The organism is Photobacterium kasasachensis, assembly GCF_050336885.1.
Classification (GTDB): domain Bacteria; phylum Pseudomonadota; class Gammaproteobacteria; order Enterobacterales; family Vibrionaceae; genus Photobacterium; species Photobacterium kasasachensis.
The window spans coordinates 18105-44997 of sequence record NZ_JAKJSH010000015.1; the positions used below are offsets into that span (position 1 = coordinate 18105).

A 26893-nucleotide genomic window follows, 5' to 3' on the forward strand; every position below is an offset into this window, starting at 1 on the left:
AACTCTCCCTATAGTTTAGACCTGTATTGTCCAGGTCAGTGGCAAGATTATGCGTGTGACTGCTGTTTGGCACGACGGCGTTGGTTCCAGCCAAGGGCTCCCAGCAAAATGAGGGTCGGGACAAATACCCACTCCTTCATCGGTCTCACTGCCGGCAAGCTGACTTGGGTGATCTCCCAGTCAAAATCAATACCAGCGGCTTCGGCCGGGCTACCAAATTCAACCAGATCAACCAGCATTTTTTCGCCTTCCTGACGCAACATCAAGCCTGTTGAGGCAATACGCTCGTCGGCGCTAACCGCATCCTCATCAAACGGCAGCAGCACATGCTTGCTTACCTGCTTGCCTTCGAGGTTTTCGCCGCTGACCTGTAGCTCAATAGGTTGGCCTATTGCCAGCTTATCGGCAGCATCGACGATAAGCACACCTGGCATTTCATGTTTTGCCGGGTAGACCATATCCCACCAGAAGCCCGGTCTGAACAGTGAGAAGGTAATGAGGAGCAGGGCAATGACTTCCCACCATTTGGTTTTGGTAAACCACCATCCCTGGGTGGCAGCCGAGAACGTAAGCATGGCGATTACGGCTGAGCTGACAGTCAGGAACAGATGCCACCAGGTGTCAATATTCATCATCAATAGCTGGGTATTGAAAATAAACATAAACGGGAGGATGGCGGTACGGATATCGTAGGTAAAGCCCTGGATACCGGTACGGATTGGATCGCTTTTGGCAATGGCCGCGGCCGCAAATGCAGCCAGACCGACTGGCGGGGTGTCATCAGCCAGGATGCCGAAATAGAACACAAACAGGTGGACGGCGATCAGCGGAATGATCAGGCCGTTTTGGGCACCGAGTGTAACAATTACGGGGGCCATCAAGGTTGAGACAACAATGTAGTTGGCTGTGGTTGGCAGGCCCATACCGAGAACTAGACTGATCACCGCGGTAAACAGTAGCATCAGCATGATGTTGCCGCCGGAGATAAACTCGACAAAGTCGGTCATAACCAGCCCGATCCCGGTAAGGGTAACCACGCCGACAACAATACCGGCGGCCGCAGTAGCCACACCGATACCGATCATGTTGCGGGCACCGGATACTAAGCTTTCAAGCAGATCACGAACGCCTTCTATCGAGGCTTCACTGATGGTCTTTTCTTTATTGAACATTGCCAGCAGCGGACGCTGCGTGAGCAGAATAAAGATCATAAAGACTGTCGCCCAGAAGGCGGAAAGACCAGGAGAAAAACGCTCGACGGTCAGGCACCAGACCAAGACGACGATAGGCAACAGGAAGTAAAGGCCGGACTTGATGGTCGGACCCGGATCGGGCACTTCGGTGATATCGTCTTCAGGGTTCTCCATCAGGTGATCCTGATAGTTGGCCGACACTTTAACAAGGGCAACGTAAGCAATGAGGATCACGACCCCGATGATTGGCGTTGCCGCAGCACCAAAGACATCCTTGGTCCAGCCAACACCATAATAGACCATTGCGCTCAATACGGTCAGGCCAAGGATCGTGCCGCTAAATGACAGCAGACTCTGGGCCAGGGTTGGTTTGTAGTGGCGCTTAAGCCCGGTCATGCCAGCCTTGCAGGCCTCGAGATGAACGATATACAGCAGGGCGATATAGGAGATAAGCGCTGGCAGCAATGCGGCTTTAATGACTTCTACATAGGAGATACCGACATACTCAACCATCAGGAAGGCGGCTGCTCCCATGATCGGTGGTGTCAGCTGACCATTGGTGGAGGCGGCAACCTCGACGGCACCGGCCTTGGTACCGGGAAAGCCGACTTTTTTCATCAATGGGATGGTGAATGTACCGGTGGTCACTACGTTGGCAATCGACGAGCCGGAGACCAGCCCGGATAGTCCAGACGCTACAACGGCAGCCTTTGCCGGTCCGCCACGCATGTGGCCAAGCAGTGAAAAGGCGACCTTGATGAAGTAGGCGCCGGCTCCTGCGCGCTCAAGCATGGCACCAAACAGGACGAACAGGAAGACGAAAGAGGTTGAGACACCAAGGGCAATACCAAATACCCCTTCGGTTGTCAGCCACAGGTGTGACATGGCCTTGTTCAGACTGGCGCCTTTATGGGCGATAACGTCTGGCATATGTGGGCCACCGAAGGTGTACAGTAAAAATACCGCAGCCACAACCATCAACGGTGGACCGAGCGCCCGGCGAGTGGCCTCTAGCAATAGCACCATGCCGGTAACGGCAATGACAATGTCAAATTGTGTCGGTGCACCAGAGCGGCCGGCAAGTTCGGTATAAAAAATGTAGATATAGGCGGCAGAGAAGCTGCCTGCCAGGGCCAGGACCCAATCAGTGAGTGGAATGCGATCTCGAGGAGAGTGCTTCAATGCCGGGTAGGCTGTGAAAGCCAGGAATATAGCAAACGCCAAATGGATCGAGCGGGCTTCGGTATCGTTTAATACGCCAAAGTTAAAAATAAACGGAAGTGGTGAGGCATACCACAGCTGGAACAGTGACCAACATAGCGGTACGAACCATAAGATGCGTCCAGCCATTCCAACAGGACTCCTTGCCCCTGTGTCTGCCTGAGCCACCATATCCTGCACATCTGTCGACGCTTCGGTTGTCTTAGTCATGCATAATCCTTCTTCGATGGACTAGGTAAAAAGTGTTTTTTTATTATTTTTATAGGTAGGTGAAATAGCATGCGCCGCTTGCGCGGCGCATGAGTGGCAACCAGTGCCTGATAAAGGTAAGTCAATACAGGTTACTTCAGGTAACCCATTTCCTTGTAGTAGCGCTCTGCTCCTGGGTGTAGAGGAATGGACAGACCGTCCTTCACCATGTTCTCAGGTTTCAGGTTAGCAAATGCCGGGTGAAGGCGTTTGAAGGTATTGAAGTTTTCAAATACCGATTTCACCAGCGCGTAGACAACATCGTCAGATACGTCGGTAGAGGAGACTAGGGTCGCCGCAACACCAAAGCTGTTTACGTCGTCATTGGTGCCTTTGTACATACCACCCGGCACTGTGCTTTTGGCGTAGTACGGGTTGTCGGCTACGATCTTGTCGATAGCTGCGCCAGTTGCCGGAACTAGCTTGGCCTCACAAGAGGTTGTGGCTTCTTTGATTGAACCGTTTGGATGACCAACTACATAGACGAAGGCATCAATTTTGTTGTCACAGAGTGCCTGGGAGCGCTCGGAGCCTTTGAGTTCGGAGGCCAGTTTGAAATCGGCATTGGTCCAGCCCATAGCATCCATCACAACACCCATGGTGGCGCGGTCGCCAGAGCCTGGGTTACCAATGTTTACACGCTTGCCTTTCAGATCTGCAACACCGTTGATGCCAGAATCGGTACGGGCAATGATGTTGAAGGGTTCGGTGTGGATCGAGAATACCGCACGTAGTTTCTTGTAGGCACCCTGATCTTTGAATTTGCTGGTACCGTTATAGCCGTGGTATTGCCAGTCAGATTGAACAATACCGAAGTCCAGCTCACCGGCACGCATGGTATTGACGTTGTAGATAGAACCGCCCGTGGATTCTACCGAACAGCGGACATTGTGCTGCTTGCGATCTTTGTTGACAAGTTTACAGATCGCGCCACCAGTCGGGTAGTAAACCCCAGTGACGGAGCCGGTGCCAATTGTGATGAAATCCTGGGCACTGGCCATGCCGCTAGTCATAACTGCTGCGGCTAAAGCACTGATTTTAACAATTTGTTTTAATGCCATGTTTGTCCCTTCCTAATTGTTGTTATCTCCAGTATGGAAATGTTTTCCATCGGTGGAAAAGGCATATTTGCTTAAGCAAATCAGAACGATGATAGCAAAAGAGACAAGGAAAATTAAAATTATGTTAATGATTGTTTGCCGGATTACTGAAAAAAAAGCACAGAAATGATATTGGGAAAGGAATAATTATTTATATCAATCATGCACTTGCATGAAAAGTATGCAATTTATGAAAGTTTTTCTGAATGTGAGCTCTCTCTCATTTGCTGAGAGAGAGGATCGGGAAGATTTTTAGTTGCTGTAGTCAAAAAGCTTGCACACCGAACTGAACAATTCTTCGGTAGAAATGGTGTTTGTCGGGGTAATGAAAATCGTATCGTCGCCTGCGACTACGCCCAGAATACCTTCTGCCTTGCCTAGCGAATCTAATAGGCGGGCAATCACCTGAGCGGCACCAGGCCCGGTGTGAATAACAACCAGCGCACTGTTGTAATCGATCTCCATTACCAGCTCTTTGAGCGGGCTGCTGGTGGTCGGTACACCCAGTTCCACGGGCAGGCAATAGACCATCTCCATCTTAGCGTTGCGGGTGCGGACAGCACCAAACTTCGTCAGCATGCGAGAGACTTTTGACTGGTTTATATTGTCGAACCCCTGAGCTTTCAAGGCGTCTACAATTTCACCTTGAGAACTGAATTTTTCTTCTTTTAGAATGGCTTTGAATGCTTTGACTAAGCGTTCTTGTTTATCTGAATTTCGCATAAGTAAATTTCATATACAGGGACGAGGTGCCGTATTCTTGCATAACCCTCTGGCTGGTAGCAAACCATGTTCATGGAAACTGGAGTGTTAGTCACCATTCTGGTGGAATAGGATGAATAATTATTTAACTCTGATCGGTTTCTTCGCCATTTGTCGACTGCAATCCCGAGAAAGAAATGTTATATATATGTAGCACATTTTATTCTTGCTTATGCGTGACTTCGCAAAGCTGGTTGGGTTTGATTGTATTTCACTATTTGTTGCTATAACGTCATCAAGACCAATCAAATGAAATCATGGTCTTAGCTGAGTTATGTCTTCATTTGATTGGTTTTAGGTCTGAAAAAATATACTTCTATCGTAAAGGAGAACGAACATGAAAGTTGCTGTAATTGGCGCTGCTGGCGGTATCGGCCAGGCTCTGGCTCTGCTTCTGAAAAACCGCCTGCCTGCGGGCTCTGATCTGGCGCTCTACGATATTGCGCCGGTAACACCGGGTGTTGCTGCTGATCTGAGTCATATCCCTACACCGGTTTCAATCAAAGGTTATGGTGGTGAAGATCCGACTCCTGCACTGGAAGGTGCTGACGTTGTTTTGATTTCTGCAGGTGTTGCGCGTAAACCAGGTATGGATCGCGCGGATCTGTTTAATGTCAATGCGGGCATTGTTAAGTCTCTGGCTGAAAGAATTGCCGTTGTATGTCCGAATGCCTGTGTCGGCATCATTACGAACCCGGTTAACACTACGGTGGCGATTGCTGCTGAAGTACTGAAGAAAGCCGGTGTTTATGACAAGCGTAAGCTGTTCGGTGTAACAACCTTGGATGTTATCCGTTCTGAAACCTTTGTGGCAGAGCTAAAAGATATCGATCCGGGCCAGGTACGCGTACCTGTCATCGGCGGTCACTCTGGCGTAACGATCCTTCCTCTGCTTTCACAGGTTGAAGGTGTTGAGTTCAGCGAAGAAGAAATTAAGGCGCTGACACCGCGTATTCAGAATGCCGGTACCGAGGTTGTCGAAGCGAAAGCGGGTGGCGGCTCTGCGACATTGTCAATGGGTCAGGCTGCATGTCGCTTCGGTCTTGCCCTGGTTCGTGCGCTTCAGGGTGAAGAAGGCGTTGTCGAGTGTGCCTACGTTGAAGGCGAAGGCCAGCATGCTCGCTTCTTTGCTCAGCCTGTGCGTCTGGGCAAGGACGGCGTAGAAGAGGTGATGGATTACGGCAAGCTAAGTGCATTCGAGCAGGATGCGCTGGAAAGCATGCTAGATACCCTTCAGGGCGATATCACCAAAGGCGAAGAGTTTGCTGCGCAGTAAACTGAGTCAGCGATAGTAAAAAAAGCGGCCATAGGCCGCTTTTTTTATATCTGGTAACCGGTATCGGTTCGGTAAATGTGAGAGTTAGTAGTAGCTGTCACATCCGGTGTGCAGCTGGGGCTGCTCTCTGATGTCGTCACAGTTTATGTTGATACGTTTGTGATCACTCATACTCTCGATAATGGCAGTATTATGTTCCTGGTCAACGTCAATCACTTCTGCGACGCCCTGCTGGCATTCTACCCACATTCCCGGTTTAAGATCTTTGGCTTGCATAATCAACCTCCGCTAGATCACAAGGATCATTGTTAACTATAGAACAAGAAAAGGATCCTCCTTTGGGGCCGGAAGATCAAAAAAGCCTGCGCACGGCAGGCTTTGGGATCCGGGGGGAGGGCGGCTTACTTGTTACGCTTGACGGCCAGGTGAGCCAGGGCGACAAGTGCTTCTTTGTGCTCTGAATCAGGAATAGCACCAAGGCAGGCAATCGCTTTTTCTGCTTCTTGCTCGGCACGTTGCTGGGTATATTCCAGTGAACCGACTTCACGCATGCAGGCCAGGATCGGCTCAAGCTTGTCAAGGCCGTTACCTTTCTCAATAGCTTCCCGGATCATTGCGGTCTGCTCGGCATTCCCGTGATGCATGGCATGCAATAGCGGAAGGGTTGGTTTGCCTTCGGCCAGGTCATCACCGACATTTTTTCCCATTTCCTCACCGTCGGCATTGTAATCCAATACATCGTCGATAAGCTGGAAGGCCGTACCTAAGAAGCGACCGTAGTCCTGCAAGGCAACTTCGGTATGTTCCGGCGCATCGGCAAGAATGGCTGCTACCTGGGTCGCGGCTTCGAACAAACGAGCGGTTTTTGAGTAGATAACCTGCATATAGTTATCTTCCGTGGTATCCGGATCATTGCAGTTCATCAGCTGCTGTACTTCGCCTTCGGCGATCACATTTACGGCTTCGCTCATAATGTCGAGGATCCGCAGGGATCGCAGGCTGGTCATCATCTGGAAGGAGCGAGTATAGATATAGTCACCCACCAAAACGCTGGCGGCATTGCCGAACATGGCATTGGCTGTTGCCTTGCCGCGGCGCATATCTGACTCATCGACAACATCGTCATGAAGTAGTGTTGCTGTATGCGTAAACTCGATAAAAGCTGCGGCAGTCGTGTGCTTGTTGCCTTCATAGCCAAGGGCGCGGGCAGCCAAGACGGCCAGCATTGGACGCAGGCGTTTTCCGCCGCCACTGACAATGTAAAAACCGAGTTGATTGATTAAGGCCACATCTGAGTTCAGCTGTGCCAGTATCTTCGCGTCAACTTCCGCCATATCTTTGGCGGTAAGCGCTTGGATAGCTTTAAAATCCATTGTATATCCAGCAAAATTGTTTGCCGCACCAGGCGGAAAAGTTAAGTATACCAACTGACAGTAAACAGACGTCAAGCAGTGGTGGCAGGGTGTTTGTAAAGGCTGTCGGCATTATTATACGTGATGCTTATCCGAAAACTGCTACGATGAGCTGTAGCACACTTTACCTCTAAAACTTCCCGCCAAGGCATGAAATCGCTGGCTATTGTTGTCAATTGGCATCAAAAATATTTACCGAATACTACACTAAAACCTCGCTATCTTCATAACCTCGTTTACGTTTAAATCAGGGACTTTTATTACTGGCTAGCTTTTCGCCATTTTTCTTCGCTTAATGGGTTGCCAGAAGTCCCGTTTTCGCGTAACATTCGCGCCCTATTGATGACAAGATTAAGCGCATACCCATAGCCCGAGTTATAAGTGGCTAATGGCCTATGCGGACAAGCGGAGTAAGACATGTACGCTGTTTTCCAAAGTGGTGGTAAACAACACCGTGTAAGCGAAGGCCAGACCCTACGCTTAGAAAAACTAGACGCTGAAACTGGTGCTAGCGTTGAATTTGATTCAGTTCTTCTTGTAGCTAATGGCGAAGAAGTAACTGTAGGTGCACCTTTCCTAGCTGGCGGTAAAGTAACTGCTGAAGTTGTTACTCACGGTCGTGGCGATAAAGTTAAAATCGTTAAGTTCCGTCGTCGTAAGCACTCTCGTAAGCAAGCGGGCCACCGTCAGTGGTTCACTGAAGTCAAAATCACTGGCATCAGCGCTTAATAACAGGAGAATTTAAAGATGGCACACAAAAAAGCTGGCGGTTCTACTCGTAACGGCCGCGATTCAGAAAGCAAACGTCTAGGTGTTAAGCGTTTCGGTGGCGAATCTGTACTAGCAGGTAACATCATCGTTCGTCAACGTGGTACTAAATTCCACGCTGGTAACAACGTAGGCCTAGGTAAAGACCACACTCTATTCGCTCTATCTGACGGTAAAGTGAAGTTCGAAGTTAAAGGTCCTAAGAATCGTAAATTCGTATCTATCGAAGCTGAATAATTCAGTCTCATAACGAATTATAAAGCCCTGCCTACTGGCGGGGCTTTTTGTTATGGAAGGGTTTATGCCAAATCAGAACCCGACGGCAGGTATCCTCCTGGCGCTGACGACAGCGTTTTTCTGGGGAGCATTGCCGATTGCAATGAAACAAGCCGTAGAAGTGATGGAGCCATTTACGATTGTCTGGTATCGCTTTGTAACGGCTTCGCTCGGACTTGGCCTGTGGCTATATTGGCGTAGGCAGCTGCCCCAGGTTCGTGCATTGGGGGTAGCCGGATATGGCACCCTGCTGCTGGCGAGTATTGGTCTGGCGGGGAATTTTGTGCTGTTTAACAGCGCACTGGAATACCTTAACCCGCCTGTTGTGCAGGTTATTATCCAGCTGGCACCGGTCATTTTGTTGTTGTCCAGTGTGTGGCTGTTTAAAGAAAAGCTGGGAGTACACCAAGTTGTCGGTGTAGTTTGCCTGATGTTTGGCCTCCTGCTGTTTTTCAACGAACGACTGGTCGAACTGTTTACCAGTTTTACAGGTTATACTCTGGGCGTTATGCTCGCCGTGCTGGCAGCACTGGTATGGGTCGTTTACGGCCTGGCCCAGAAAGTCATGCTCAGGCAGTTTAGCTCGCCTCAGATCTTATTGATGATCTATTTGATCTGTGCCCTGATGCTGACACCATTGGCATCGCCAGAACAGATCCTGTTGATGGATTCAAGACAGCTGGGCATGCTGATGTTTTGCTGTATAAATACCCTGGTCGGTTATGGTGCTTTTGCAGAAGCAATGGCACGCTGGCAGGCCTCGCAAGTGAGTGCGGTGATCACCCTGGCTCCCTTGTTTACCATTATATTTGTCGACCTTGCCAGCTTGATCTGGCCACAGTATTTTGCTGCCGCCGCCCTGAACGTGATGGGTTATGTCGGCGCTATGGTTGTGGTAAGTGGCGCGATGTTTTGTGCCATTGGCCATAAGTTTATCAGGCAGCATAAATAGTCAAGGTCCATTACAATTAGTTAATAGCTTCCGGGAAATTGCTGACGTGACCTGGTCGAGACGTTTTAACGCCATAGCGCGGAGAAAGAGATGAAGTTTGTAGATGAAGCGGTAATTCGAGCTGATGCTGGTGACGGTGGTAACGGTACCGTTAGTTTCCGTACTGAAAAGTATATACCTAAAGGTGGCCCTGACGGTGGTGATGGTGGTGACGGTGGTGACGTCTATCTTCTTGCCGATGAAAACGTCAATACACTGATCGATTATCGCTTTGAACGATTCCATGCCGCGGTACGTGGCGAAAATGGCCGTGGTGGTAACTGTACAGGTAAACGTGGTGAAGATAAGGTGCTAACTGTGCCTGTCGGTACCCGTGCTATTGATGAAGAAACGGGCGAAGTCATTGCCGATCTGACCCAGCACGGTATGAAGATCATGGTAGCCAAGGGTGGTTTCCACGGTCTGGGTAATACCCGTTTTAAATCATCGGTCAACCGGGCTCCCCGTCAGAAAACAATGGGTAGTAAAGGTGAGATCCGTCACCTTCGCCTTGAGCTGTTGCTGCTTGCTGATGTTGGCATGCTAGGCCTGCCAAATGCAGGTAAATCGACCTTCATTCGCTCTGTGTCAGCCGCTAAGCCAAAGGTCGCCGACTATCCGTTCACAACCTTGATTCCGAGCTTGGGTGTTGTCCGCGTTGACTCTGACCGCAGTTTCGTTGTTGCTGATATCCCTGGGCTGATTGAAGGTGCTGCTGATGGTGCCGGCTTGGGTATCCGTTTCTTGAAGCACCTAGAGCGTTGTCGTGTATTGTTGCATATGATCGACTTGCTACCTGTTGATGGCTCAGATCCGGTTGAGAATGCGTTCACTATCCTAAATGAGCTGGATAAATACAGTGATAAACTCGCGAACAAACCACGCTGGATCATTTTCAACAAGGTTGATCTTCTTTCCGAGGAAGATGCGCAGGCTAAGATCGAAGAGATTCTAGAGGCGCTGGCGTGGGAGGGAGATTACTACTGTATCTCAGCCCTAACTCGAACGGGGACCAAAGAGCTGACCTATGACTTGATGGAATTCATCGAGCAACTTCCTCGAGAGCAAATTGTTGAGGAAGAAGAGAAGACTGAAAAGGTTGAGTTTAAGTGGGATGATTACCACGAAGAGCAGCTGAAGAAAGCCGAAAGCAGTGACGACGACGATGATGACTGGGACGACTGGAACGAAGATGATTATGATGTAGAGATTATCTACAAACCGTAATTAACACCGTTGTTAAAAGCCGCTCTTGGGAGCGGCTTTTTTGTGTCTGGTCAACGCAGTAGACTAAGAATTGTCTGATAATTGAACTTTTTGGAATTAGCAGACACACTCAGAGGGAAGGAAATGGTAAGTGGGGCGGAGCCGTTGACACCAACGTTAACAGAGCCACAGCAACGGGAAATATCGAGGTTGGCCGTATTGGCAGGTCAACGGCTGCTTCAGCATGGGGCTGAAAGCACGCTGGTGACGGATGTTACCTGCCGGTTAGGACGGGCATTGGGCGTTGAAAGCGTCGAGGTGTCACTCTCAGCCAGTTCAATGGTGATTACGACATTGAGCCATGGACGGTGCATTACAACCACTCGCCGCTGTCAGGATCGCGGGATCAATATGCAGGTGGTCACCGAGGTACAGCGGGTCGTGATCATGGCCGAGCGCGGTTTGCTGGATATTCAGGGGGTGCATGATCGTCTGTTAAAGATCCAGGCGCTGCGTTATAACCGTGTGTTGGTTATTTTTATGATTGGCCTGTCCTGTGCTTCGTTCAGCCGCCTGGCCGGCGCTGACTGGCCGGTATTCTTTCTGACATTCTTTGCCTCTTCCGTCGGGATGTTTGTCCGTCAGGAGATCGCTCATTGCCACTTTAACCCTCTGGTTAACTTTGGCGTAACCGCCTTTGTGACCACGCTGATCTCTGGCTTCGGCCAGGTGTACCAGATCGGCGAAGCCCCTTTTCTGGCGATGGCCTCTTCGGTGTTGATGCTGGTACCTGGTTTTCCGCTGATTAATGCCATCTCCGATATGGTGAAGGGCTATGCCAACATGGGGATAGCGCGCTGGACCATGGCGACCTTGCTGACGTTGTCGACGAGCATGGGAATTGTCGCTGCGATGAATGTGCTCGGCGTCTGGGGGTGGCTATCATGATTAATGTCGATTTTTTGCTGGCTCTGCTCAATGACATGTTTTTTGCAATGATCCCGGCGGTCGGCTTTGCACTGGTGTTCAATGTGCCACAAAAGGCGCTGAAGTATTGTGCCATCGGGGGCGCTTTGGGACATGGAAGCCGGTTTGTTCTTATGCATTGGGGGGTCCCTATCGAGTGGGCGACTCTGGGAGCCGCGACGTTGGTCGGGATGATCGGAGTTCATTGGTCACATCGTTTTCTTGCCCATCCGAAGGTGTTCACGGTGGCTGCGATGATTCCTATGGTGCCCGGTGTGTTTGCGTTCAAGGCGATGATTGCACTGGTTGAAATCAATCACAGAGGCTTTAGTCCCGAGCTGTGGGCGCTGATGCTGGAAAACGTTATTAAGGCTGTATTTATTGTTGCTGCGCTGGCAATTGGGCTGGCAATGCCGGGGCTATTGTTTTATCGTCGCCGTCCTGTGGTTTAGTTTTTGCTGGGGGAATGAAATGAAGATCAGTATGATCGCGGCAATGGCCAATGATCGGGTAATTGGCAAGGATAACGCGATGCCTTGGCATTTACCGGCCGACTTTGCCTGGTTTAAGCGCTCGACGCTGGGTAAGCCTATCGTGATGGGACGCAAGACGTTTGAGTCGATCGGCCGACCGCTACCCGGGCGCCAAAATATAGTGATCAGCCGCAATCCGGATTTTAAAGCCGAAGGCGTAACCGTCGTCGGTGATATTGATGCTGCCAAGCTGGCTGCCGGTGAGGCCGATGAGTTAATGATCATCGGTGGGGGCAGTATATACGGTGCATGCCTGCCTGATGCCGAGCGCCTGTACCTGACATTCATTGACTTTGATGTCGAGGGGGATACCTGTTTTCCCGAGTGGGGCGAGGGCTGGCAGGAAGTACACAGTGAGACGTACCATGCCGATGAGAAAAACGCCCACGATATGCGTTTTGTTATCCTCGAACGCCGATAATCATATTAATAACTAAAAAGGCCTGGTGGTAACCAGGCCTTTTCATATGTCGTTTATTCAGCGTGAACCGGACAGGGTTTGACGAACCTGGCTCCATCTTCCCAGCGCAGCAGTGTCATGCTGTTACCCCAGACACAGCCGGTATCCAGCCCTATGACATGCTGGTCCTCATGACCCATAAGCGCCGCCCAGTGGCCGAAGATCACTTTTTTGCCGAGTGGTTGCTGCCTTGGCAGTTCAAACCAAGGTTGTAGCGATCCGGTTTCAGGGTGCTCCGGCGAGAGCTTGCAGTCCATATCGAGTCTGCCGTCCGGATAGCAAAAACGCATCCGGGTAAAGGCATTGATCGTGTAGCGGTACTGTTCGATCCCGCTAAGATCCGGTGTCCAGTAATCAGGACCGTTACCGTACATGTTTCTCAGCAGCCATAGATAGTCATCGCTTCGCAGGCAGGCCTCGACCTCTCTGGCCTGCTGGCGGGCTGTCGTTAGATCCCATAGGGGAGAAATACCGGCATGGGCCATGGCAAGAGGGTGTTGCGGGTGCTCGGCAAGCAAGGGCTGCCGGCGTAACCACTCAAGGAGCTCGTCGCGGTCCGGTGCATCTAGGATCGGTTGGACTTTATCCCGGTTCTTTACCTTGGCAAGACCATTGGCTGCGGCAAGCAGGTGAAGATCATGGTTGCCGAGAACGGTGGTTGCCCTGTCGCCCAGTTCTTTGACAAAGCGTAGTGTTTCCAGTGATTTTGGGCCTCTGGCGACGAGATCGCCTGACAGCCATAATTCATCCTGTTGTGGGTTAAACTCGGCCTGTTCAAGCAGATCACAGAGATCGTCAAAGCAGCCTTGAATATCACCGACAAGGTAGGTCGACATAGGGAGCCTCAGTGAAGAAGGTTGGGAATAGAGAGTCTAAATGGCGATATCTCGGCCTTGAACTCGTCTCCCTGTTCGTTGACCATGACGTAGTGACCTTGCATGACCCCGAGCGGGGTTTCGATTATGGTACCGCTGGTATAGGAATATTCTTCATTGGCCGCAATTTTCGGCTGCTCTCCAACGACACCTTCACCGTCAATAACCAACTTTTTCCCATTGGCGTCAGTGATCAGCCAGTGGCGGTTTAACAGTTGCGCCTCGCCATTGCCCAGATTACGGATAGTAATGGTATATGAGAATACATAGCGCTGGTTTTCTGGTTCTGATTGATCCTCGATGTAGTGGGTCACTACCCTGCACTTGATCGTAGGAATTGCCTTGGTCGTCAATGTCTTGCTTCCTTTCGTCGGCAGTTCACCAGGGCTTGGTATCGCAGCCAAGCCCTGAGAAACTAATCAATTACTTTGATGCGATATGATTGGCATCCAGCCAGTTAGCCATAGCAACAAATTGCTCCAGAGTCAGGTTTTCTGGACGCTGACCAGGATTAATACCTAGTGCTTCCAGCTGCTCAACACTCATTAGTGCTTTGTAGCAGTTGCGAATTGTCTTACGACGCTGGTTGAAGCCTTCACGACAAACACGGTCTAGCCACTTAAGGTTAGTACATGGATGCGGCAAAGTTTCATATGGTGTTAGACGAACTACCGCTGAATCTACTTTTGGTGCAGGCTTGAATGACTCAGGCGGCACTTCCAGTACAGGCATAACACGGCAGTAGTATTGGGTCATCACAGTTAGACGACCGTACGCCTTGCTGCCCGGACCGGCTGCCAGACGGTTAACCACTTCTTTTTGTAGCATGAAATGCATGTCTTCAACGTGCTGGTGGAATGACAGCAGGTGGAAGATCAGTGGTGTCGAGATGTTGTACGGCAGGTTACCGAAAATACGTAGCTTATTGTTTTCCTTGAGCAGCTGCGTGAAATCGAAACGCATCGCATCGCCTTCGTGGATAGTTAGCTTGTCTGCTAGATCCGGGTGATTACGAAGACGTTCTGCCAAGTCGCGGTCAAGCTCGATCACAGAGAACTTATCAACCAGTTTACCTACTGGCTCTGTGATGGCTCCCAGACCTGGACCGATCTCAATCAGGTTCTGGCCGGGCCTTGGGTTGATAGCCGATACAATGCCATCAATGATGTATGGGTCGTTCAAAAAGTTCTGGCCAAAGCGCTTACGCGCGCGGTGCCCTAGATGGACCTGATCGCTGCTCATGTTTGTTTTTCTACCAATTCAAGGGCGTGCGATAGCGCTGTCCAAAGGCTACCGGTGTCCGCCTGTCCGGTACCTGCAAGTTCCAGTGCGGTACCATGATCTACTGAGGTTCTGATAAAGGGCAGGCCTAACGTAATGTTGACTGACTTGCCAAAGCCTTTGAATTTAAGCACTGGCAGCCCCTGATCGTGATACATGGCCAATACTGTATCAGCATCGGCCAGATATTTTTCCTGGAAGATAGTATCTGCCGGCAAGGGGCCGACAAGATCCATACCTTCCTGTTGGCGAAGTTGCTCGAGAGCTGGTGAGATCACGTCTATCTCTTCCGTTCCCAAACAGCCATCTTCGCCTGCATGCGGATTGAGGCCGCAGACATAAATTTTAGGTTGTTCTATACCGAATTTGCTGACCAAGTCGGCGTGCAGAATACGAATGACCTGCTGCAGCCGAGCCTCTGTGACAGCCTTGGACACATAAGCCAGCGGGATGTGAGTCGTCACAAGCGCCACTCGGAGCCCTTCGGTTGCCAGCATCATGACGACCTGAGCCGTGTCCGAGCGCTGGGCAAAAAATTCGGTATGACCGCTGAAGGCAACCCCGGCTCGGTTGATGACCCCTTTATGCACAGGGCCGGTCACGACCGCAGAAAATTCGCCGTTCATACAGCCATCGGCTGCCTGGCCTAGTGTCTCAAGGACATAGTGGCCATTGAGTTCATTCAGCTCACCGGCCATGACCGGTGCCTTTAGCTCATGATTGGCGATAACCAGGGTCCCGGCCTTGTGGGGCTGGGCCGGTTGTGCCGGATCATAGTCAACAATAGTCAGCGGCAATCCCAACTGGGCTGCACGTTCTACCATAAGCTGGGCGTTAGCACAAATAACCAGTTCGTGGGGCCAGTCATGCTGGGCGAGGGCAAGCACCAGATCGGGACCAATTCCCGCAGGCTCACCCGGAGTTATTGCTATACGTTTAACCTTGGTCATTAGCGTCTTCCGGTTGTTCGATATAGGCACCGGCGCGAAGTTCTTGTAACCAGGCCTGAGCTTCTTCGTTGAATTTACGGCTGAAGAGAATGCGGTACGCACGGTTCTTGACAGCAGCATCAGTACGATCGACATCACGGCGTTCAACGACTTCTACAATGTGCCAGCCGTGAACGGTTTTGAACGGTTCGCTGATCATGCCGGCTGGTAGCGTTTCTATCTTATCTTTAAATTCAGGTACATAAATATCAGGTGTTTGCCAGCCAAGCTCACCGCCATTTGCTGCCGAGCCCGGATCGGCGCTGAGTGCCTGTGCCGCATCAGCAAAGCTCTGCTCCCCGGCAAGGATGGCGCGGCGCGCTTTTTCCAGCTGGCGCTGGGCCCCTTCGTCGCTCATGATCACAGAGGTTTTCACCAGAATATGACGTGCATTCACCTCGGTAACGGAAATGGTTTCCAGCCCTTGAACGTCATTGATTTTCAGGATGTGGTAGCCCACACCGCTGCGGAACGGACCGATAATGGCGCCTTTTCCGCTGGATTTGATTTGATCGGCAAAGATGGTTGGCATCTCTTCCTTGCGCATCCAGCCCCATTCACCACCCTGCAGAGCCTTAGGCCCTTTGGAATAGCTATAGGCAAGGTTGGCAAAGTCAGCGCCGTTGTTGAGTTCTTTGACTAGCTGGTTCGCCTGAGACAATGCTTCGTTTTTCTCGGCTGCACTGGCATCTTCGCTTATGCGTAGCTGAATATGGCTGATGTTAAAGCTGACGCCTTGTTGGGTCTGCTTTTCGAGCTGCTCTGCCAGGGTGTCGACTTCTTGCGGCAAGATATTAATCCGTCGGCGGACTTGAATGGTTCTCGCCTCGCTGGCGGTAATATCACGTCGCATCTGCTCGCGGAATACGGCAAAGCTAATCCCATTGTCGGCAAGCATTTGCTGTAGTTGGGCTACGGTCATATTGCGCTCGGCAGCGATCTGGTTGATAGCCTGATCAAGACGAGTATCATCAATTCGGATCCCGAACTGCTCAGCCTGCTGGAGCTGAAGCGTCTCAATGATCAGCTTTTCCATGACTTGCTCAGACAGAATATCGCTCGACGGCAGTGGCTGATTTTGACGGGCTGCATTCATCTGGACGGTTTTGAGCATTGCATCAACGTCACTTTGCAGGATCACACTGTCATTGACGATAGTTACAACTTTGTCAAGTTCTTGCGGGGCAGCAATGCTGCCGGCAGCCAGGCTCCATAAGGTCAGGCCTAGCAGTGAAGACTTCCACTTTTTCATACATCTTTCCATTATGCGCTGAGGCGCGTTAAATCGGGTCACATCGCGGCCGGATGCCGCGACGCCTGGTTAGTTGTTGAGATAGAACGGTCTACCGTATGCAATCGCGTTACCGCCAGTAGCTGTGCCGGAAGCTCCAACTGCAGGTACTCCAGCTAGCCCTAAGAGGCTGAACGAAATGCTGAAATTTTGTTCATATTCGGCTGGCTGAGTATTTACGTTGCTGCGGGACATCAGGTACTCGTTATAGCCGAGGCTGATCATCCAGCAGGCTGAGCGGTAGTTCAGGGTGATCTGGCCTTCCAGCATCTGGTTTTCTGTCAAATCATGGTAGTAGTCACCACGCAGGCTCAGACCGCCGTATACCGGGAAGCCTGCCGAGAAACCAAGCTGTGAAATCCCGTCTTCGGTGTAGTTATCTATCTGGTCATTATCTGGCAGGCTCTGCTTGATATAGTCCTTTGATACATAGCGGTAGTTTAGCTGGCTAAAGAGGTCGTCCTCACGGTACTCCATCGCTGCATTGGCCAGCTGCATCTCTTGCTTGCTGGCATCATACTGAAGTCCGCCATGGAAGAAGAGCCAGTCGTCATAGTTGAAATCAGACTCAAAGGCTGTTGCCGAGTAGTTCGGTGTCGACTCGCTGTCTTCGGTTAAGTTGCGACCGGCATCATTGAGGTAGAAAATCTGACCGAACGACAGGTTGAAGCGCTCGACGAAATCCTCGTCAAAGAAGCGGGTGCTTGCCCCGACGGTAAACTGGTTGGCTGCGGCAATGCGATCGACGCTGGAGTAGCGTTTGTCACGGAACAGGCCGTAGTAGTCTGTCTGTAGCAGGGTTGTATCATAGCTACCGAAGATATCCTGTTGTTCGACATCTTTGACAAACAGGTACTGCACCTGAGGCTCCAGGCTCTGAGTGTAGTTCTCGCCCCATAGCAGAGCATCGCGTTCCAGATAGAGGCCACTGTGGATCCGTATGCTCGGTACCGAACGTGTTGCCGTTTCTTCAAGTGTTTCCAAGCCGTCGATACTGCTGTCAAAATCCTGATTATAGTAGGTATACATCAGCTTGGCCTCGGAGGTGATAGACCACCAAGGGGTTGAGTATGGCAATGTCAGTGTTGGCTCAAGGTGTACACGATCGGCTGACGGTTTATCTGCAGCATCGTTTTCGAACCGGCTGACATGGCTATGCAGGTTGAAGTCCAGTCCATAGGCCATATCCGGGCGATAGTAGTTAAATTCCAATTGAGGCATCAGGCGGTAATTGGAAGATACCCCCAATGTCAGAGGTTGGAAGTCACGTACCCGCAGTGTCGAGTCCCAGTATAGGTCACGGTAGGAGACTTCGCCTTTTTGTAGCAGGTTGTTGTCTTCACGCTCGCCGATGCTGGAGTCGATATCAGAGAAGTAGGTGACATCGCTAACCTTGCTATAGTCGACATCAAACAGCCAGTGGCGATTATAAGTGCCGCTGTGTGACCAGTTAAAAGCCCAGCGAGCATCTTTGTCAGGCGCATTTTTATCATCGCCGAGATATTCGCCACTTAAGCTGCCGCTGCCTGCTTCGGTCAGGTAGCGAAAAATGGAATTAAGTTGCAGCCCTCTGTTACTCATGTACTTAGGAGTAATGGTCATGTCGTAGTTGGGGGCGATGTTCCAGTAAAACGGCGTTTCCAGCTCAAAACCATCGCGAGAGCCGTAGCTTAGTGACGGATAGAGGAAACCGGTCAGACGTTCGTCACCGACGGGTACCCGCAGGTATGGCATATAAAAAACCGGTACATCTGCAACTTCAAAGCGGGCATTATATAGATCGGCAAACGGCGAGTCGCTTTCACGTTCGATGCTGGTCGCCGAGAACTGCCAGCTCTTGTCGCCCGGCGGGCAGGTGGTGTAGGTGCCGTTTTTCAGCCGGTAGTAGGAGATACCGTTTTTGGTGATTCGTTCGGCTTCGCCACGCCCTGCTTCACAGGTCATGTTGTACACCGCGTTATCCATTTCAGAGTCTTCGGTGTCCAGGTTACTTTGAATACGGTCGGAATAGACTTCTACCGTGCCGTCATGGAAGTAGACGTTGCCTTCAGCCGTGACGATATTTTCTGGCTGGTGCAAGGTTGCGGTATCGGCTGCGACCGTACGGTTACCTTGTTGCAGTACCACATCGCCCGAGTAGGTGAGTTTCTGGTTCGGTTTGGCTTCTGCTTTGTCGGCTGAGACCGTGATGGGCTCGTTGTTGACATCCTCTGGCATATCCTGAGGCGCAATACAGACCCCTCTAACCACTTCCAGTTCGCTCTTTGTGCCATTGACAGCCGCAGACTCATCATTGACATCTTCGCTTGGTGCGGGGTTTTCGTAAGCCATTGCAGGACCATAAAGCGCAAGGCTGATCATGGTGGCCAATAAGCTGCGGGAGGTTAATGACATCTAATTAAACTTTCCTGTATTCAAGTTTCAGCGCATATCAGAAACGAATCGGTGGCGCTTTTTACAAGCTTTCCCGATAAATGACAGCTATCATAATGCAAATTCTGTCCGACGGCATCTTTTCGCGTTATTGTGTCGGGGATATATCAGAAAAAATTTTTCTAAATTTAGCAAATTACCAGAGAGTAGAGAATGCAGGTTTGGGGTAAGATTTTAGGCGCATTTTTTGGTTTCCTTCTTGGTGGGCCGTTCGGTTTGTTGTTAGGCCTCTTTTTGGGCCATAAGTTCGATAAAGCCAGATCAAAAATTTACACTCGCGGCGGATTTGGCGGTTTCGGTAACAGTCAGGCAGGCAGTGCCGAGCGCCAGGCGGAATTTTTCCATGCCGGTTTTGCCGTTATGGGCCATATGGCCAAGGCCAAGGGCCGGGTAACCGAAGATGAAATTCGGGTTGCCAGTGCAATTATGGACCGCATGAGCCTGCATGGCGAATCTCGCCGACAGGCCCAAAATGCCTTTCGGGAAGGCAAGGAGGAAGACTTCCCGCTGGAAGAGATCCTGGCAAAAGTGCGGATGAGCTGTGCTGGCAGGGCTGATCTTCTGCAGTTCTTTCTTGAGCTGCAAATCCAGGCGGCATTTGCCGATGGCAGCCTGCATTCGAGCGAGCGTCAACTGCTTTATGTGATTGCCCGTAGTCTGGGCTTCTCTGAGCGTCAGCTTGAACAGCGTTTGCATATGCAAGAAGCGGCTTTCCGCTTTCAGCAAGGGGGCTTCAACCAGCAATATCAGCAACAGGGTGCGTTCCGACAGGCACCCACCAAGGATCAGCTTGCCGATGCCTATGAACTGCTGGGAGTCTCTGAGTCCGCCTCGGCGCAGGAGCTAAAGCGGGCATACCGTAAGCAAATGAACGAACACCATCCTGACAAGCTGGCCGCCAAGGGGCTGCCGCCGGAAATGATGGAGCTGGCCAAGGAGAAAACCCAGCAGCTGCAGGCCGCCTATGATCTGATCCGCAAAGAGAAAGGGTTATAATAAGAATATAGGAACCCCCTCCCAGCCTCCCCCTTGAAAAGAGGGAGGGGTGATTTTGAGTCCATACAAGAAGTTGTGTGTTTCTTAAACCACGTTCTGTGGCTTCCCATTCACGAACCGGTTTAGGTTGTCGACCAGCTGATTGGCAAGGGTTTGAATCGCAGAATCTGCTCCCCAGGCAATATGGGGAGTGAGTAGCAGATTTGGCAAATGGGCGTGGGCAACCAGCGGGTTACTGTCATCGGCTGGCTCTGCGGTAAAGACATCGACACCGGCACCGCCAATTTCTCCTTGCTGAAGCGCATCGACCAGCGCCTGTTCGTCAACGAGGCCACCTCGCCCGGTGTTGATTAACAGGCTAGATGGTTTCATTTGCCTCAGTTCTTGCCGGCCTATCAGGTTGGCTGTCTCTGCCGTCAAAGGACAGTGCAGCGTCAGGATATCAGCCTGTTCCACAACGTCTGAAAACGGGGTGTAGCCCTCTCGGCACTTCGGTTGACCTTTGCGTTCGGCAAACAGTACTTCCATTCCAAGCGCTTGCGCCAGTTTCGCAACGGCGCGTCCCAAGCTGCCGCTGCCGATGATCCCCAGTGTCGAGCCATTGATATCCCCTATTGGGTGGGTGAAAAAGCAAAACTGTTTTTTCTGTTGCCAAACACCTGTCTGGATATCCTGATGGTAGCCCATCAGGTTCCGTCGCAGGGCAAACATCAGGGCAATGACATGTTCCGGTACCGAGTCGCTGGCGTAGCCGCGGATATTGCTGACGGTAATGCCGTGCTGGTGGCAGTAGTCCAGATCGACATTATTGGTGCCGGTGGCCGCAATGGCGACCATCTTCAGGCGAGGAAGCTGGCTCAGTGTGTCGGCATCAAGCACGACTTTATTGCTGATGGCAATGGTGGCCTGCTGCAGGCGGCTGAGGACCTGCTGCGGTGCCGTTGCCGGGTACTGGTGCCATTCGTGGCTAAAATTCGGCTGAGGCAGTTGGATATGGGCGGGAATGGTGTCCCGATCGAGAAAGACTATGTTTTCCATAGGCTGGCAGCAGGCTCCAAAGTTGGTCTGATTTGGGTATCAAACAGTTAACACCAACTTTGGGGCCAATCTCAACCCGGAGGTTAATTTTCTTGAACCGGGAGAGTCTTGCTCGGAGCATCCGGATAAAAGTCACACGGTGCGAACAGGTGCATCGGCTGCTCTGTGGTGGGCTGAACAAAGGTCAGCTCGGCGGCATGGAGCTGCAGTCTCGAGGCGGCATCCCTGGCTTCATCATGGGCGTAGAAGCGATCACCAAGGATAGGGTGGCCCAGCGCCAGCATATGGACTCTGAGCTGGTGAGAGCGGCCGGTAACAGGGCGCATGCGCACCAGGGTTGCGTTGTCTTCGCGGGCGATGACCTGATAGTGGGTGACCGAAGGCTTACCGTCATCGAAACAGACTTTTTGCTTCGGACGATTTGGCCAGTCGCAAATCAACGGCAGGTCAACCGTGCCGCTGTTTTGCTCAACATGGCCCCAGACTCTGGCATAGTAAACTTTGTCTGTCATGCGCTCGCGAAACTGCTTCTGCAGGTGGCGTTCGGCATCTTTGTTGATGGCAAGCACGATCAAACCAGATGTGGCCATATCCAGGCGGTGAACAAGGTGCGCTTCGGAATATTCCTGAAGTACCCGGCTATACACGCTGTCGTGGTGGATAGGATCACGGCCAGGGTTTGAAAGCAAACCGGACGGTTTGTTGATGGCAACAATATCGTTGTCGAGATGCAGAACATCCAGCCACGGCTCAACGGGCGGATTATAGTCCAGCAGAGGCAATGGTTTCATGGTTCGCTCGGGCTGACTGATTTCGAAGCGGGGGATAATAGCACGGTGGCAAGCCTTGAGAGTATGGAAAAAGGCGGAAAAAGAAAACCGCCTGGCAGCGATGGGCTGCCAGGCGGCTAGTTCGTTAGAGTTGCTTAACTATGATTGTTGGTCTTGGCGGGTATTAGCCGTGGCTGACAACAATCAGACGTAGCGAGTCCAGCTGAACCTGGGCTTTGGCAATATAGCCTGTCAGCTCCTGGATCTGGGACTCAATGAGCTCCAGCTCGTCATCACGGATGTTCGGGTTGACGGCTTTCAGCGCCTGGAGGCGATCGAGCTCGGCACGCAGGTTAGCTTCCATATCGGCTTGGGCTGTATCGCGCACTGTGACCAGCTCTTTGGCAACAGCCTGTTCGGCATGTTCGATCAGGACATGAATATCTTTCTGTACCGAGTTAACCAGCTTGCTGGCCAGATGACGGTTCACCGGGCTCAGCTGACGGTTAAAGCCTTCGAACTCCACGTTCGCCGATAGGTTGTTGCCTTTGGCATCAAGCAGAATACGGATTGGCGTCTGCGGCAGGAAGCGGCCTATGCCGGACTGTTTCGGTGCCTGCGCATCCACCACATAGACCAGCTCAAGCAACAGGGTACCGGCAGGAAGTGCCTTGTTCTTCAGCAGGGAAACGGCTGTTGTGCCCACACCTTCTGAAAGCAATAAATCGATGCCGCCCTGAATCATCGGGTGTTCCCAACTGATAAAGTGCAGATCTTCGCGAGATAACGCGGTTTCTCGCTCAAAAGTGATGGTACAGCCGTCATAAGGCAGACCCGGGTAGCTGGCAACCATCATGTGCTCTGACGGCGTGACGACAATGGCATTTTCACCTTTGTCATCCTGGTTCAGGCCGATGGTATCGAACAGGCCGAGGGCGAAGGTGACCAGGTTGGTATCCCCGTCCTTGGCTGCGATTTGGCTAACCAGCTCGTTTGCCTTCTCGCCACCGTTGGAGTGAATTTCCAGCAGGCGGTCACGGCCTTGCTCAAGCTTGCCTTTCAGTTCGCGGTGCATGGCAGCACTTTGCTCAATCAGCTGCTCTAATGCTTCGCCGTCATGGCTATCACTGGCCAGCAGGGCAATAAGCTCGCTACTGAATGCATCGTAGATGGCGCGGCCTGTCGGGCAGGTTTCCTCGAAGGCATTGAGGCCTTCGTTATACCATCGCGCCAGCAGGGCCTGTGAGGTTCCTTGCAGGTGAGGAACATGAATTTCGATATCGCGCTTCTGACCAATGCGGTCCAGACGGCCGATACGCTGTTCTAGCAGATCCGGGTTGTTCGGAAGATCGAACATCACCAGTTGGTTGGCAAACTGGAAGTTACGGCCTTCCGAGCCAATTTCCGAGCAAAGCAGTACCTGGGCGCCGGCCTCGTCCTGGGCAAAGTAAGCGGCCGCCTTATCACGTTCGATGATCGACATGCCTTCATGGAAGACGGTTGCCCGGATCCCTTCACGTTCGCGCAGTGCCTGCTCCAGAGTCAATGCCGTTTGGGCGCGGGAGCAAATGACCAGTACCTTCTCGTTGCGGTTTGCCATCAGCATATCCAGCAGCCAGTTCACGCGCGGATCAAAGTTCCACCAGGTTGCCGAGTCACCCTCGAATTCCTGGTAGATGTCCTCCGGGTACAGCAGCTTGATTGCCTTTTGCTCTTCAGACATCTTGCCACCCATCATGCTGGCAACACGCATCGCTGTTTGGTACTGGCTCGGCAGAGCAAGCGGGTACATGTTCAGGTGACGCTGCGGGAAGCCTTTGACGGCTGCACGGGTATTTCGGAAAAGGACCCGGCCGGTACCGTGGCGATCCATCAGGTTGTCAATCAGCTCCTGACGGGCCGTGCTCTGCTGCTCTTCATCGATATCCTGAGATTCGATGATCCGCAGCATCGGTTCGATATCCTGCTCAGGCAGCAGCTCGGTCAGGCTGTTCAGGGCGGCATCATCGAGTTTCTCGCCCGATAGCAGGCGGGAGACTGCATCCGCCACAGGGGCGTACTGGCGCTCCTCTTCGACGAAGGCTGTGTAATCGTAGAAGCGATCGGGATCGAGCAGGCGCAGGCGGGCAAAGTGACTCTCGTGGCCCAGTTGCTCCGGTGTTGCTGTTAGCAGCAGGACGCCCGGACTTTTTTCTGCCAGTGCTTCAACCACCTGGTATTGGCGGCTAGGTGCATCCTCGCTCCATTCCAGATGGTGGGCTTCATCGACAACCAGTAGATCCCAGTCGGCCTCGAGGGCCTGCTCGAAGCGACGACGGCTCTTGCGCAGGAAATCCAGCGAGCACAGGACATACTGTGCGGTATCAAACGGATTGGCCGAGTCTGCATAGGCCTCGACACAGCGCTCTTCGTCAAAGATTGAAAAGTGCAGGTTGAAGCGGCGCATCATTTCGACCAGCCACTGGTGCTGCAGGGTCTCCGGCACCAGGATCAGAATTCGTTCTGCACGGCCAGACAGCACCTGCTGGTGGATGATCATACCGGCTTCGATGGTCTTACCCAGACCAACCTCATCGGCAAGCAAGACACGCGGCGCATAGCGGCGACCGACCTCGTGGGCAATGTACAGCTGGTGCGGGATCAGGCCGGCACGCATGCCACACAGGCCACGCAACGGACTTTTATGTTGTTCGTACTGGTTTTTCAGTGCGCGGTAGCGAAGGGCAAAGCGATCCATACGGTCGATTTGGCCGGCAAACAGCTTGTCCTGCGGCTTGTTGAAACGGATTTGGTTGCTGAGGAAGATCTCGCGAAGCTGAACATTTTCCTCATCGGTATCTGTGCGGGTACCGATGTAGGTGAAGACGCCGCCGGCTTCTTCGACTTTTTCGACCTTCAGAGACCAGCCTTCATGGCTTTCAACCACATCGCCGACATTAAACATTACGCGGGTAACGGGGGCATCATTTCGTGCATACAGGCGGTTCTCTTCACTGGCTGAGAACATCAAGGTGACAGTACGGGCATCAGCCGCAACGACTGTCCCCAAACCCAGATCACTTTCAGTATCGCTGATCCAACGTTGACCCAAAGCAAATGGCATAGTGGTTAAAACCTTCTAATTATTTGATATTAAGGAGAATGCTAAACCGATGCTCTAACATTTTTGAACTACACTGAGATTAAGTGTAAGCCAGAATCTGCACCGGTAAAAAAGGGGACCAATGTTACTGCATGCTGTGAGTAAGGTCACGGTGAAAGTGACCAGAATTCGCCAAAGTATCTTTAGGCATGATTGTCACAATTCTTTAATTATCTCCGGTCATTAATAGTAACCACATTAATTTGGCATACGCTTACTGAATGACAGCAATTATTAATTGCTGTCTGATTGTTACCAAGGAGGTACCTATGGACGATGCTGAACGGAAAGTATTTGTATTAGATACGAATATTCTGCTTCACGAACCCCTCGCCATTTATTCCTTTAAAGAGCACGATGTCGTGATTCCGATGACAGTGCTAGAAGAGCTGGATCGCATCAAGGACAGCAAGCGGGATGTCTCGCGTGATGCCCGAATCGCGATTCGCGCGCTGGAAGATATCTTTCATGATGCCACTCCCGAACAGATTTCTGCCGGGATCCCTTTTTCTGACCAAGGAGATAATCAAGGAACCATTGCCATCTTTGCCGACTATGAAGTGACCGAGACCGTGCATGCCTTTGCTGACAAGGCCGGGGATAACCGGATCCTCAACGGGGTGCTTTTCTTGCAGGCAGAATACGCGCCGCGGGAAGTGGTGCTGGTCACCAAAGACATTAATATGCGGTTACGGGCCAAAGGGGCCGGCGTTTATTATGTTGATGACTACCGTTCTGATCAGTTAATTGATGATGTCAAACTCCTGACCAAAGGGTTTCATAAGTTCTCGGGTGATTTCTGGGAACGGGTTGGCGAGTGCCAGTCAGAAAGCCAAGGTCGCTCGACATTGCATACCTTGCCGTCCGAGCTGTTTGAAATGCCGTTTATCAACCAATATCTACTGGACGAGGGATCGGATTTTGCCGCCCGGGTCCATGCGATTGACGGTGAGACGGTGACGCTGAAGGATATTGGCCAGGAGCGATTGATGCATCGCCAAGCCTGGGGGATCCACCCTAAGAATGTCTATCAGGGCATGGCGCTGGATGCGATGATGGATCCGGCTATTGATCTGGTGATTCTGACCGGCCCGGCCGGGTGTGGTAAAACCATTCTGGCCATGGCGGCAGCCCTGGAGCAGGTGATTGAAAAAGGTATGTATGACAAGATCCTTGTCACCCGAAATACACCGGAAATTGCCGAGTCGATTGGTTATCTTCCAGGTACCGAAGAAGAAAAAATGATGCCATGGCTAGCGGCAGTTACCGATACCATGGAAGCGCTGCACAAAAATGATGTCTGTACCGATGGCTCAATGAAGTACATCTACGACAAGGCCAATATTCAATTTAAATCCATTAACTTCATGCGCGGCCGTTCCATTCAGAATGCCTTTGTTCTGTTGGATGAGTGCCAGAACCTAACCGCCTCCCAGATCAAAACCATTATTACCCGTTGCGGGGAGGGCACCAAGATAGTCTGTTCCGGTAACTTGGCACAGATTGATTCCAGCTATTTGTCTCCGGTCACCTCGGGCTTGACGTATATCGTTGAGCGTTTTAAGAATTTCGAGGGTAGTGCCAACATTTATCTCAACGGCGTGGTCCGCAGCCGGTTGGCTGAATTTGCGGAAGAAAACCTATAAACAAGATTTGTGTAGCGAG

The 26893-nt window shown here is 51.6% G+C and carries 24 protein-coding genes; 10 read left to right on the top strand and 14 right to left on the bottom strand.

Features of this window, described 5'->3' with window-relative positions; genetic code table 11:
- Positions 1-47: 47 nt before the first annotated feature.
- From L4D19_RS20130 to argR, 3 genes are all read right to left on the bottom strand, one after another.
- On the bottom strand, positions 48-2624 hold the full coding sequence (locus L4D19_RS20130; protein WP_428453992.1) for a TRAP transporter permease: 2577 nt from the start codon (positions 2622-2624) through the stop codon (positions 48-50).
- 131 nt (positions 2625-2755) lie between these two features.
- A complete protein-coding gene (locus tag L4D19_RS20135) occupies positions 2756-3724 on the bottom strand; it encodes a TAXI family TRAP transporter solute-binding subunit (RefSeq protein ID WP_428453993.1) in 969 nt (322 codons plus the stop codon).
- Positions 3725-4015: 291 nt separating this feature from the next.
- A complete protein-coding gene (gene argR, locus L4D19_RS20140) occupies positions 4016-4486 on the bottom strand; it encodes a transcriptional regulator ArgR (RefSeq protein WP_160651812.1) in 471 nt (156 codons plus the stop codon).
- Positions 4487-4862: 376 nt separating this feature from the next.
- On the opposite strand from argR, the gene mdh reads away from it, so the two are divergent.
- Complete coding sequence (mdh, locus tag L4D19_RS20145; protein ID WP_160651815.1) at positions 4863-5801, top strand: malate dehydrogenase; 939 nt, start codon at positions 4863-4865, stop codon at positions 5799-5801.
- An 84-nt stretch (positions 5802-5885) separates the two neighbouring features.
- Here the strand turns inward: mdh and L4D19_RS20150 are convergent, their stop codons facing one another.
- Positions 5886-6077, bottom strand: a complete 192-nt coding sequence (locus tag L4D19_RS20150) for a hypothetical protein (RefSeq protein WP_075763584.1) — start codon at positions 6075-6077, stop codon at positions 5886-5888.
- Between the two features lie 125 nt (positions 6078-6202).
- Positions 6203-7174, bottom strand: coding sequence for an octaprenyl diphosphate synthase (ispB, locus tag L4D19_RS20155; protein WP_428453994.1), 972 nt, complete (start codon positions 7172-7174; stop codon positions 6203-6205).
- A gap of 456 nt (positions 7175-7630) precedes the next feature.
- Between ispB and rplU the strand changes: the two genes are divergently transcribed.
- The 7 genes from rplU (at position 7631) to folA (ending at position 12374) form a co-directional block, all read left to right on the top strand.
- Entirely contained in the window at positions 7631-7942 is a 312-nt protein-coding gene (gene rplU / locus L4D19_RS20160) for a 50S ribosomal protein L21 (protein ID WP_428453995.1), read from the top strand.
- An 18-nt stretch (positions 7943-7960) separates the two neighbouring features.
- Complete coding sequence (gene rpmA / locus L4D19_RS20165; RefSeq protein ID WP_007467532.1) at positions 7961-8218, top strand: 50S ribosomal protein L27; 258 nt, start codon at positions 7961-7963, stop codon at positions 8216-8218.
- A gap of 64 nt (positions 8219-8282) precedes the next feature.
- Positions 8283-9209, top strand: a complete 927-nt coding sequence (locus L4D19_RS20170) for a DMT family transporter (RefSeq protein WP_428453996.1) — start codon at positions 8283-8285, stop codon at positions 9207-9209.
- Between the two features lie 90 nt (positions 9210-9299).
- On the top strand, positions 9300-10475 hold the full coding sequence (gene cgtA, locus L4D19_RS20175) for an Obg family GTPase CgtA (protein WP_428453997.1): 1176 nt from the start codon (positions 9300-9302) through the stop codon (positions 10473-10475).
- Between the two features lie 123 nt (positions 10476-10598).
- Positions 10599-11402: a threonine/serine exporter family protein gene (locus L4D19_RS20180; RefSeq protein ID WP_075763580.1), complete on the top strand. Its 804-nt coding sequence runs from the start codon at positions 10599-10601 to the stop codon at positions 11400-11402.
- Positions 11399-11872 carry a threonine/serine exporter family protein gene (locus tag L4D19_RS20185; protein ID WP_075763579.1) on the top strand — a complete coding sequence of 158 codons (474 nt, stop codon included), beginning with the start codon at positions 11399-11401 and terminating at the stop codon, positions 11870-11872. The genes L4D19_RS20180 and L4D19_RS20185 overlap by 4 nt, the downstream gene beginning before the upstream one ends.
- Positions 11873-11891: 19 nt before the next feature.
- Positions 11892-12374, top strand: coding sequence for a type 3 dihydrofolate reductase (folA, locus tag L4D19_RS20190; RefSeq protein WP_428453998.1), 483 nt, complete (start codon positions 11892-11894; stop codon positions 12372-12374).
- Between the two features lie 53 nt (positions 12375-12427).
- Here the strand turns inward: folA and L4D19_RS20195 are convergent, their stop codons facing one another.
- From L4D19_RS20195 to lptD, 6 genes are all read right to left on the bottom strand, one after another.
- Complete coding sequence (locus L4D19_RS20195; RefSeq protein WP_428453999.1) at positions 12428-13249, bottom strand: symmetrical bis(5'-nucleosyl)-tetraphosphatase; 822 nt, start codon at positions 13247-13249, stop codon at positions 12428-12430.
- 8 nt (positions 13250-13257) lie between these two features.
- On the bottom strand, positions 13258-13641 hold the full coding sequence (gene apaG, locus L4D19_RS20200; protein WP_428454000.1) for a Co2+/Mg2+ efflux protein ApaG: 384 nt from the start codon (positions 13639-13641) through the stop codon (positions 13258-13260).
- 70 nt (positions 13642-13711) lie between these two features.
- A complete protein-coding gene (gene rsmA, locus L4D19_RS20205) occupies positions 13712-14530 on the bottom strand; it encodes a 16S rRNA (adenine(1518)-N(6)/adenine(1519)-N(6))-dimethyltransferase RsmA (RefSeq protein WP_428454001.1) in 819 nt (272 codons plus the stop codon).
- Complete coding sequence (pdxA, locus tag L4D19_RS20210; protein WP_428454002.1) at positions 14527-15519, bottom strand: 4-hydroxythreonine-4-phosphate dehydrogenase PdxA; 993 nt, start codon at positions 15517-15519, stop codon at positions 14527-14529. Before pdxA ends, rsmA begins: the two co-directional genes overlap by 4 nt.
- A complete protein-coding gene (surA, locus tag L4D19_RS20215; protein WP_428454003.1) occupies positions 15506-16810 on the bottom strand; it encodes a peptidylprolyl isomerase SurA in 1305 nt (434 codons plus the stop codon). Before surA ends, pdxA begins: the two co-directional genes overlap by 14 nt.
- Positions 16811-16879: 69 nt before the next feature.
- Entirely contained in the window at positions 16880-19243 is a 2364-nt protein-coding gene (lptD, locus tag L4D19_RS20220; RefSeq protein ID WP_428454004.1) for an LPS assembly protein LptD, read from the bottom strand.
- A 192-nt stretch (positions 19244-19435) separates the two neighbouring features.
- Between lptD and djlA the strand changes: the two genes are divergently transcribed.
- On the top strand, positions 19436-20278 hold the full coding sequence (djlA, locus tag L4D19_RS20225) for a co-chaperone DjlA (protein ID WP_428454005.1): 843 nt from the start codon (positions 19436-19438) through the stop codon (positions 20276-20278).
- A gap of 84 nt (positions 20279-20362) precedes the next feature.
- Here the strand turns inward: djlA and L4D19_RS20230 are convergent, their stop codons facing one another.
- The 3 genes from L4D19_RS20230 to rapA form a co-directional block, all read right to left on the bottom strand.
- A complete protein-coding gene (locus L4D19_RS20230) occupies positions 20363-21316 on the bottom strand; it encodes a D-2-hydroxyacid dehydrogenase (RefSeq protein ID WP_428454006.1) in 954 nt (317 codons plus the stop codon).
- An 83-nt stretch (positions 21317-21399) separates the two neighbouring features.
- Positions 21400-22107, bottom strand: coding sequence for a bifunctional tRNA pseudouridine(32) synthase/23S rRNA pseudouridine(746) synthase RluA (gene rluA / locus L4D19_RS20235; RefSeq protein WP_428454007.1), 708 nt, complete (start codon positions 22105-22107; stop codon positions 21400-21402).
- A 163-nt stretch (positions 22108-22270) separates the two neighbouring features.
- Entirely contained in the window at positions 22271-25189 is a 2919-nt protein-coding gene (gene rapA, locus L4D19_RS20240; protein WP_428454008.1) for an RNA polymerase-associated protein RapA, read from the bottom strand.
- A gap of 308 nt (positions 25190-25497) precedes the next feature.
- On the opposite strand from rapA, the gene L4D19_RS20245 reads away from it, so the two are divergent.
- The gene (locus tag L4D19_RS20245; RefSeq protein ID WP_428454009.1) at positions 25498-26874 is read left to right on the top strand and encodes a PhoH family protein; all 1377 of its coding nucleotides are present in this window, start codon (positions 25498-25500) and stop codon (positions 26872-26874) included.
- The last annotated feature ends 19 nt before the right edge of the window (positions 26875-26893 follow it).